The sequence below is a fragment of the Sphingobium sp. C100 genome (assembly GCF_000508185.1).
Taxonomy (GTDB): domain Bacteria; phylum Pseudomonadota; class Alphaproteobacteria; order Sphingomonadales; family Sphingomonadaceae; genus Sphingobium.
The window spans coordinates 42403-48734 of sequence record NZ_AYOY01000146.1 but is presented as its reverse complement, the minus strand read 5'-3'; the positions used below and the strand labels follow the sequence as shown (position 1 = coordinate 48734).

Below are 6332 nucleotides of genomic sequence, written 5' to 3'. Positions count from 1 at the left end.
CGCCGGGCTGGCGACGCTGCCGCTGGCGCGCGCGGCCGCACGCGCCGCCACACCCGCGCTGCCCGCCGCCCGGATCGACCGGCTCGCCCCCGCCTTCGACCGCATCGTCGCCCTCGACGCGCAGGTCGAGATATTGGCGAAGGGCTATCGCTGGGCCGAGGGGCCGACCTGGGTGCCGCAGGGCGATTATCTGCTGTTCGGCGACCCGCCCTCGAACATCGTCTATCGCTGGACGCGGCAGGATGGCGTCACGCCCTTCCTCTCGCCCTCCGGCCTGCAAACGCCGGTGCCCCCCGGCATCCGCGAGCCTGGTCTCAACGGCATCGCCATTGACCGCGACGGGATGTTGGTCGGCGCCGACAGCGGCACGCGCGCGATCGTGCGCGTCGATCTGCGCACGCGCGCGCGGGCCATCCTGGCCGACCGCTATCAGGGCAAGCGTTTCAACAGCCCCAATGACCTGTGCATCGCGCCCTCGGGCGCCATCTATTTCAGCGACCCGCCCTATGGTCTGGCGGATGCCGACGCCTCGCCGCTGCGCGAACTGGATTTTTGCGGCCTCTATCGCCTGACGCCCGATGGCACAGTGACATTGCTCGACCGCAGCCATCGCCGCCCCAACGGCCTTGCCGTCTCGCCCGACGGCCGCACCCTCTATCTCGCTTTATCGGACGAAAACCGGCCCGAATTGCTGGCCTATACGCTCGACGCCGATGGGATGCCGACCGCCCAGCGCCTGTTCCTCGACATGCACAAGGGCCATGCCGCGGGCGATCCCGGCCTGCCCGACGGCGTCAAGGTCCGGGCCGACGGCACCATCTTCGCCACAGGGCCGGGCGGCGTCCATGTCTGCACGCCCACCGGCTCGCTGCTCGGCATCATCCGCACCGGCAAGGCGATCGCCAATTGCTGCATCGGTGAAGGCGGCCGCACCCTGTTTCTGACCTCGTCGGACATGCTCGCCGCCGTCCCGCTGGCATAGGCGGCGCGGCGCGCCCGGCGCAATACAGGTGCTGCAAACGCTCGACAGATGCATTTGATAGCGCTATCAAAACTCCAACTAATCAATGCCGGGCACAAGCCCGCACACCATGCACGCATTTCTGGGGAGAGGCTTTATGCGGTTCGCGCGATTTCATGTCCTGGCATTGGCGCTGCTCAGCGCTGCGTCGTCCGCCGCCAACGCCGCCCCCGCCCGCTTCGACGATTTCCGCTATACCGGCCGCGCCATCGAACAGGTGCCGCCGCAACCCGGCGACTATCGCAATCCCATCCTGTCGGGCTATTATCCCGACCCGTCGGTGACGCGGGTGGGCGACGACTATTATCTCGTCAACTCCTCCTTCGCCCATTTCCCCGGCCTGCCCATCTTCACCTCGAAGGATCTGGTCCACTGGACCCAGATCGGCAACGCCATCGACCGCCCGGAACAGCTCGACTTCACCGGCCGCCGCACGTCGCAGGCAGTGTTCGCCCCCGACATCAGCTTTCACGACGGTATCTTCTACATCGTCAACACCTGCGTCGAATGTGGCGGCAATTTCGTCATCACCGCCAAAGATCCGGCCGGCCCCTGGTCCAACCCTATCTGGCTGCCGTTCGAAGGGATCGACCCCTCCATCTACTGGGAGGGCGACAGGGCCTATATTGTCAACAACCGAATGCCCGACGAACCGCCGCGCTATGATGGCCACCGCGCCATCTGGATTCAGGAATTTGACTGGCGCGCGGGCACGATGGTGGGCGACAGCACGCAGCTCATCAACGGCGGCGTCGATCTCAGCAAGAAGCCGGTGTGGATCGAAGGGCCGCATATCTTCCGCAAGGACGGCTATTATTATCTGACCGCGGCCGAAGGCGGCACCAGTGTCAACCATTCGCAGGTCGTCCTGCGATCCAAAAAACTGCACGGCCCCTATGTCCCCTTCGCGGGCAACCCCATCCTCACCCAGCGCGACCTCGACCCCGCCCGCCCGAACCCGATCGGGTCGGCCGGTCATGCGACACTGGTGCAGACGCAAAAGGGCGACTGGTGGGCGACCTTCCTCGCGGTGCGCCCTTATAAGGACGATTTCTACAATATCGGCCGCGAAACCTTTCTGCTGCCGGTGACATGGACCGACGGATGGCCGACGATCCTGCCCCATGGCCGGCCGATTCCGCATGTCGCCAAAGCGCCCGACCTCCCCGCCCAGCCCGCCCCCGACCTGCCGACCAGTGGCGATTTCGCCTATGTCGACGGTTTCGACGGCGACGCCCTCTCGATGCAATGGATCGGCATCCGCACGCCCCGCCAGCCCTTCTACAAAGTGACCGGCGGCGCGCTGGAACTCGGCAACGGCGCACCACTGGGCGATCTCGACGGCGTCCCCGCCTTCGTCGGCCGACGCCAGCAACATGCCATCGCCACCATCGCCACCACCCTGCGCTACACGCCGCAAATGGATGGCGACCGCGCCGGCCTCGCCGCCGTGCAAAGCGACCGCAGCAACCTCTTCTTCGGCTTGACGCAGATCGCGGGCGAGCGCGTGGTCGCCCTCTACACCCGCGACAATGCCGACACAGACACGCTGGTCGCCTCGGCCCCGCTCGCCGCGACCGGCCCGGTGACGCTCACCATCCGCGCCGATGGCGGCGCCATGGCGTTCGACTATGCCCTCGGCGGCAAGACCCGGACGTTGAAGCAGGGCGTGGACGCCACCTTGCTCAGCACGCAGAAAGCGGGCGGCTTCGTCGGCACGGTGGTCGGCCCCTATCATTACACCCCAGCCCCCTGAGCGGGACAGCAGGATGACCCCCCGCTTCAGCTTCCGCCCCGCGCTGGCGCTCGCCGCCGGTCTCGTCCTTGCCACCGCCCTGCCGGCGCAGGTGTGGCGGTCCGACCAGGGCGATGGCACCTATCGCAACCCGGTGTTGTTCGCCGATTATCCCGATCCCGACATCATCCGCGTCGGCGACGATTTCTACTTCGTCACCACGACCTTCGCCAACGCGCCCGGCGTCACCATCCTCCATTCGAAGGATCTGGTGAACTGGCGCATCGCCACCCATGTGATCGACCGGCTGGACGGCGATCCGCGCTATGACCTCACCGGCGGCGACGCCTATCGCAAGGGTTTCTACGCCGCCAGCCTGCGCCATCATGGCGGCCTGTTCTACGTCGCGGTCACGCCGGTGGGGCACAAGACCCGCATCTATCGCGCGCCGCGTATCGAGGGGCCATGGACCTATGCGCAGCTCGACCGCGAAGCCTTCGACCCCGCCCTGTTCTTCGACGATGACGGCGCCGCCTATCTCGGCACCTCGATCGGCACCGACGGCGCCTTGACCCTGCTGACGCTCAATGCCGATCTCACCGCCGTCACGGCCGCGCGGCAGGCCTATTATAACAAGGGCGCGGAAGGGTCGAAGATCATCCGTCGCGGTGCTTATTATTATCTGTTCAACGCCATTCCCGGCAAGCTGGCGCTGACCGTATCGCGCGCGCGCAGCCTGTGGGGACCGTGGGAAACCCGCCCCTCGATCGACGACACAACCGGCGGCCATCAGGGTGCGATCGTCGATCTGCCCGACGGCAGCTGGTATGGCTTCGTCATGGTCGATGCCGGCGCGATCGGGCGCATGACCAATATCAGCCCGATCTACTGGCAGAACGACTGGCCGATCTGGGGCACGCCCGCCAACCCCGATCATGTGCCCGACCGCGCGACCAAGCCGATCCAGGGCCACCCCTTTGTCGAGCCGTCCGCGTCGGACGATTTTTCCACCAGAACGCTCGGCCAGCAATGGCAATGGAATCACAACCCCGACGACGATCGCTGGTCGCTGACGCAGCGGCCGGGCTTCCTGCGCCTGCACGCGACTCAGGCCGACGGAATCTGGACCGCACGCAACACGCTGACGCAAAAGGCGCAGGGTCCACGGATGCGCGCCGTCGCAAAGCTCGACACGCGCGGCATCCGCCCCGGCGACGTCTGCGGCTTCGGCAGCTTCGGCAAATATAGCGCGCAGCTTGCCGTCGTCGGCGGCGCGAAAGGCAACAGGGCGCTGCGGATGCAACTGACCGAACCGACCCTCGACGGCCCCGTCACGCAACTGCGCGCGCCCGCCCGGCCGATCGCTGGCCGCACCCTCTGGCTGCGCACCGACATGGATTTCGACACGAAGCAGGGCCAACTCGCCTACAGCCTCGACAACCGGCGCTGGACGGCGATCGGTGGCGCCTTCCCGCTCGCCTTCGACTGGCGCACCGGCACCTTCCAGGGGCAGCAGATCGCGCTCTCCTGCTATAATCCCGCGCCTGTGGGCGGCTATCTCGACATTGACAGCGTCACCCTCGCCCCGCTCCCCGACCCCGCCCGCCCCTGAGCGTCAGGAAACCACCCATGCCCCGTCCGTCCCGCCTGCTCCTCGCGCTCGCCGCGCTGTGCGCCACCACCGGCCTCCATGCCCAGACCCTCCATGCCCCGAACCTCCATGCCCAGACCGAGCCCGACCCGCTCGCGCCCACCGGCCGCTGGAGCGCCTATCAGGGCGGCCATGCCGATCTGCCGCCGATGGGCTGGAGCAGCTGGAACGCCTTTTTCACCGAGCTTGACGAGGAAAAGCTGCTCGGCTCGGCGCAGCGGATCATCGACACCGGCCTCGCGCAAAAGGGCTATCGCTACATCAACATCGACGATGGCTGGTGGCTCAAGCGCCGGACCAGCGACAACCGCCTGCTCCTGCGCGCCGAAAAATTCCCCTCGTCCCGCACCGGCGCCGGCGACGCCTCGTTCCGCCCGCTCACCGACCGGCTGCACGCCATGGGTTTCAAGGCGGGCATTTATTCCGACCTTGGCCGCAACAGCTGTTCGCAGGCCTATTCCACCGGCGACGCACAACTGCCCGAAGGCACGGTGGCCGAACGCGAAGTCGGCCTCTACGGCCATATCGACCAGGATATCCGCCTCTTCTTCACCGACTGGGGCTTTGATTTCATCAAAGTCGACGGCTGCGGCATCCGCGCCTTTGCGGACGGCGAGGAACGGGTCACCAGCGGCCGCTACCGCGCGCTTGCCCCGCTCATCGACCAGGCCTCGGTCACCCGCTCCGACGTCCCGGCGGTCAAACAATTGTTCGCGCAGATCAACCAGTCGCTCTCCCGCCATAATTCCGACGGCGACTATCTGCTCTCGCTGTGCATCTGGGGCAGCGCCAATGTCCGGGCCTGGGGCAAGGATATCGGCAACATCTCGCGCACCAGCGACGACATCACGCCCGACTGGTCCCGGATGCTCACCAACTATGACAGCGCCGTGCGCCGCCCGCTCTATGCCCAGCCCGGCGCGTGGAACGACCCCGACATGCTATTTGTGGGCGCAGGCGATTTCGACGCGCAGCATCTGACCGAAGCCCGCTCGCATTTCGCGCTGTGGGCGATGCTGAACGCGCCGCTGCTGATCGGCGCCGACCTGCGCAAGACGCCCCAGCCGCTGCTCGACATTTTCGGCAATGCCGGCCTCATCGCCGTCAATCAGGACGCGGCGGGCAATCAGGCGGTGCTCGCCTTCGACAGCGACACGCTGCATATCCTGGTCAAGACGCTCGCCAATGGGGACAAGGCCGTCGCCCTGTTCAATCGCGGCGTCGCGCCGGTCGATGCGGTGCTGACCGCCGCCCATCTCAAAATGCGCGACGACCGCGCCATTGCCCTTACCGACCTGTGGACCGGCGCACAAAGCCGCTTCACCAAGGAACAGCCCTTCACCATCGCCCCGCGCCAGACTCTAGTGTTCCGTGCGAGGGGCGATCGGCTGCTGGCCGACGGCCTCTATCTCTCGGAACAGCCCGGCAGCGTCAATCCGGCGGTCGACGGCGTCACCCATCCCGAAGCCGATCCCACCATCTACCGCGCCATTCCCGCCTGGCGCGGCTCGCGCGGCATCGGGGAACGGCCGCTTTATGCCGGCTGGGGCGGCGCCATGGCCGACGCCACCCCGTATAACCAGCCGCTCGCCATCGCCGGCCACGCCTATGCGTCGGGCATCGGCGCGCTCGCCAATTCGCGGCTGGAGGTGCGCAACCACGGCTTCACCCGCTTCACCGCCGATGTCGGCGTCGATGACAGCGCCCGCGACGGCGATCATGCCGCGCGCTTCATCGTCTATGGCGACGGCAGGCCGCTGGCGACGATCCCGGCGCTGCGCCGGGGGGAAGCCGCCCGCCCCATCGCGCTCGACGTGCGTGGCGTCGCGATCCTCGAACTGGTGGCGCAGGCGGATGGCGTCGCCGGCGAAATGCTGCCGATCAGTTGGGGCGACGCGGCGCTCCGTCACTAATCCCGGTCCGCC

The 6332-nt window shown here is 67.2% G+C and carries 4 protein-coding genes; all 4 read left to right on the top strand.

Features of this window, described 5'->3' with window-relative positions:
- Positions 1–982, top strand: a 982-nt coding sequence (locus C100_RS36675) for an SMP-30/gluconolactonase/LRE family protein (protein WP_024020055.1), incomplete at its 5' end; no start/stop codon positions are given.
- A gap of 136 nt (positions 983–1118) precedes the next feature.
- A complete protein-coding gene (locus tag C100_RS36670) occupies positions 1119–2777 on the top strand; it encodes a glycoside hydrolase family 43 protein (RefSeq protein WP_024020054.1) in 1659 nt (552 codons plus the stop codon).
- A gap of 13 nt (positions 2778–2790) precedes the next feature.
- Complete coding sequence (locus C100_RS36665; RefSeq protein ID WP_024020053.1) at positions 2791–4368, top strand: glycoside hydrolase family 43 protein; 1578 nt, start codon at positions 2791–2793, stop codon at positions 4366–4368.
- A gap of 17 nt (positions 4369–4385) precedes the next feature.
- Positions 4386–6320, top strand: a complete 1935-nt coding sequence (locus tag C100_RS36660) for an NPCBM/NEW2 domain-containing protein (protein WP_024020052.1) — start codon at positions 4386–4388, stop codon at positions 6318–6320.
- The last annotated feature ends 12 nt before the right edge of the window (positions 6321–6332 follow it).